Origin of the sequence: uncultured Metabacillus sp., assembly GCF_947503125.1 — a bacterium.
GTDB lineage: Bacteria > Bacillota > Bacilli > Bacillales > Bacillaceae > Metabacillus.
The window spans coordinates 1-3,826 of sequence record NZ_CANNCR010000121.1 but is presented as its reverse complement, the minus strand read 5'-3'; the positions used below and the strand labels follow the sequence as shown (position 1 = coordinate 3,826).

Here is a 3,826-nt window from a genome sequence, read left to right as displayed (position 1 = left end):
TATAGCTCATAATAATGTACTATTTTAGTACGTTGTTTGTTAATCGAAATTAACGTTGGCACGCTTGGTTTTGTTTAGTTTTCAAAGATCATTGTCTCTTGCCCAGCACCTCATAAGGCCGGAATTTAATAATACTATTTTCTCAATAACATGTCAACAACTTTTTTACAATAAATTATTTCAACTTTAAAAATGACAGATACTAATCTTAACAATAATAAAATAAATTGTCAAACGTTATTGCCTAAGTGTTATTGACTGTTAACTATCATAACAATTAATTCATCATTTTACAACTGGTATTTTATAGAAGAAGTTTTAAATGCTAATGCAACTCTCTATTACCTTGAACATCTGAAATAGTTTGCATGTCCCTTTCAATCAACTGTTGGGTAAGACTATACGTATTAATATCTACAGAATATTTGGGGCGACGCTTTGATTCTTTATATATTTTGCCTATATACTCTCCGATCAGGCCGATTGCAATTAATTGTAATCCGCCAATTAACCAGATTGATGTGATTAATGAGGTCCATCCTGTTTCCGTTTCTCCAATAAACTTTAATGTAATAAAATAAGAGCCAAATAATAAACTTGTAAAAAATGATAAGAATCCAAGCAATAAGACAAAACGAATTGGAGTAACCGAAAATGAGGTAATACCTTCAAATGCAAAGGACAGCATTTTTTTCAAAGGATATTTTGAATCTCCAGCAAAGCGCTCTTTACGGTCATAATATACTGACGTTGAAGCAAATCCTATTAATGGTACGATTCCTCTTAAAAACAAATTCACTTCTTCAAACCGTTCCAATTCCTCAATTGCTCTCTTGCTCATTAAACGGTAATCAGCATGGTTATAGATTAGATTAACACCCATTTTTTGCATTAGTTTATAAAAAGATTCCGCTGTGGTTCTTTTGAATAGACCATCAGTATCCCGCTTTTTCCGAACCCCATAAACAATATCAAATCCTTCTTTGTACTTTAAAATAAACTCTCTAATACTATTTACATCATCTTGAAGATCAGCATCTATAGAAACTACACAATCAGATGTGTTTTTTGCAGTTACCAGTCCAGCAAATAGGGCATTTTGATGTCCGACATTTCTTGCCAGCTTAAGTCCATGTACTTTCTGATTGTTTAAACTTTCTTTATAAATAATTGACCAAGTTCTATCTTTGCTTCCATCATCAACAAATAAGATTTTACTCTGGGCAGAAATCAACTTTTCATCAATTAAATAGTCTATTTTCTCATTAAGCTGATGTATTGTCTCTGCTAAAACATCCTCTTCGTTATAACACGGAACTACAATTGTAAGAATAGGTTCAACCATTACATAACCTCCAGGATCACAAGACTTTATATAAATAGATTTTCCATACCGATAAATCGGATTTAAACGTTCGTTCTAATAGGAGCTGATTTTCCTTTGCATTTTCGATTGGAACTGCTGAAAAAATGTATATACCGCCCAACTCTTTGAAGGCATCCATATTCAACTCTAGATTTTTTAACGTTTTTTTGGAATTTTTCTTAAACATATAATGCTTTCCCAACTCATCAGTAAAAATATAACAACGTCCTCCCCACTCATCAAAGTAAGTTCTAATCGTTTTGTTTTTAAATAGCTCTTTTTCAATAATTTTTCTAAACTTATACTTGTATGTGAGAGGGTAAAAATTGTTATATGTATCAAGGGTGTAAAATCCATTATATTGAGCAATAGCAGGATGGATCCCAATACTGGCAACACGATAATCCTCTATAGACAAACCAATATATGACTTAATATCCTCAAAAAGCTCTACTGAATAAAATTCAGCTACAGAAGGTTTCTTTCGATAGATGACCTCATCATTAAAACAAAATAATAAAAGAATCTGAGCAATTAATAGACTAATCGCATAATGTTTCCATCCTTTTCGATGATCCCATATAATTTTTAATCCTAATGCAAAACCAACATAAATAACTAACGGACGAAGAAAATGAAACCTTGCAAAATTAAACGTATCCAAAAAATGAAATTTCTGAGTTAGTGGAAGCCAACCTTTATAAAACCAAAATGCATACCACGCAGACAATATAAAGTTAAAAACTAAAAGGAAAGTAAATGCTTTTTCCTGTTTCCATAATTTTTTTGTTATGACCAGATAAAGTCCCAATAAAAGCACCGTCATAATAAAAAGACTGTGAACTGTCATCACATGGTTATGACCTAAAATGAAATTTTTAAATGTTAAACGAATGACCCTCCATAAAGGAAGTCTCGCATGGAAGTATTCATCTCTACTATTAGGTTCATCATCAAACAAAAAAGAATAAAATAATCGATACTCAACAACTACATATAACAGTGACATATAGATAAGAGCTAATAAAAAGTGCAAGTTCCGCTTCCCTCTTAAAAAGTCAACTAACCAAAATACCCCTATAGCAAATAAGAAAAAGAAAAAGCCCAATACAATACTCGAATAAAAAGGCAGTAATGTTAAAACAAGATATTGTTTCCACGTTCTTTGTCCATTTCTAATATGTAAGAATGCCCATAGAGCTAATGGCATCCCTAAAGTACTCAGCATTCCGGATGGCCAAAATGGTGTCAAAGAAAAAGCTAATGCAACTCCAACATTGATGACAATATAATCTTTATTTTGTATAAAATGATCCCTAAGTAGAATGTACATGCCAATAAAGGCAAAAACTCTAGTAATTGTTTGACTTAATGCATAAGCAAACATAGTTGGAAAAATAGCATATAACCAAACAATCAGGCTAAATTCTGTCCCGTATGCATTTCTGGGCAGCCCATTAATTATTTGAGGAACTGTTGAATCAACAGGTGCAAGTAATTTCCCACTTTCACTTAGCACCTTATACCAAGCTATATTTGAATCAAGATTATCATGGACTCTAATGTGAGCATTTTCCCCTAAAATATAAAGTGGTGATAAGTATATACCGATCATGATAAATGCTAAAATAAATAACTTCTTTTCAGTCATAACATATCTAAAAGACACCATTTACACCTCAAAATAAAGAGCATTACATGTAATTTACTATTAACATTTGCATAAACAGGAGAAAAATACCTGAAAGTTCGTTTATTCTAGAAATAAAAAAAGCGCAAGGCGCCTGCCTATCGGCGACAAGCATAAGGTGAACAGGAATAGAAGGTGTTCTTTACCTTCAATTCCTGTTCACCTTATGACCTCGAGCCGATGGCGCCTGGAGCTAGATTCAGAAACGCAAGCTATGTTAAGAAAATATATAAATTCTGGTATTATAAAAAAGACCAGTATCTTTCTACTGATCTTTTTGTCCTTTTCCAGATATTATCCAGGCTAGTAGTGTTTACTTTGATTTCTGCTTTTTCTAATAAACCTTACGGTTTTTATTACTCTAAATATCAAAAAAGACCAGTATCTCTACTGATCTTTTTTCCTCTTACCTGGCAACGTCCTACTCTCACAGGAGGAAACCCCCAACTACCATCGGCGCCCGAGAGCTTAACTTCCGTGTTCGGATTTCGGCTTGCGATAAGCGGCGAATCTCTTCGTCTAGCTTGTTCGTTCAGATCCTCATGTGCCCGAAGAACGCACATTCCGGTCTTCTCTCTCTGCGCTTCCTCGACCTTCTTGCTTCTCCCAAGCCTCGGGCTAGCAGGGTTACTTTGGTTTCTGCTTTTTCAAATAAACCTTACGGTTTTTATTACTCTAAATATCAAAAAAGACCAGTATCTCTACTGATCTTTTCATCTTCTTACCTGGCAACGTCCTACTCTCACAGGGGGAGACCCCCAACTACCATC

2 protein-coding genes are annotated in these 3,826 nt (G+C 33.8%); both read right to left on the bottom strand.

All coding sequences use genetic code 11. The features are described 5' to 3' along the window. Positions 1-325 precede the first annotated feature (325 nt). A complete protein-coding gene (locus Q1B07_RS26210; protein ID WP_299095638.1) occupies positions 326-1,345 on the bottom strand; it encodes a glycosyltransferase family 2 protein in 1,020 nt (339 codons plus the stop codon). Positions 1,346-1,361: 16 nt separating this feature from the next. Next, positions 1,362-3,017, bottom strand: a complete 1,656-nt coding sequence (locus Q1B07_RS26205; RefSeq protein ID WP_299095641.1) for a DUF6044 family protein — start codon at positions 3,015-3,017, stop codon at positions 1,362-1,364. Positions 3,018-3,826: the final 809 nt, after the last annotated feature.

Excerpts from the sequence above, each read along its gene's own strand:
- Q1B07_RS26210 (WP_299095638.1), bottom strand. The coding sequence starts at position 1,345 with ATGGTTGAACCTATTCTTACAATTGTAGTTCCGTGTTATAACGAAGAG.
- Q1B07_RS26205 (WP_299095641.1), bottom strand. The coding sequence starts at position 3,017 with ATGACTGAAAAGAAGTTATTTATTTTAGCATTTATCATGATCGGTATA.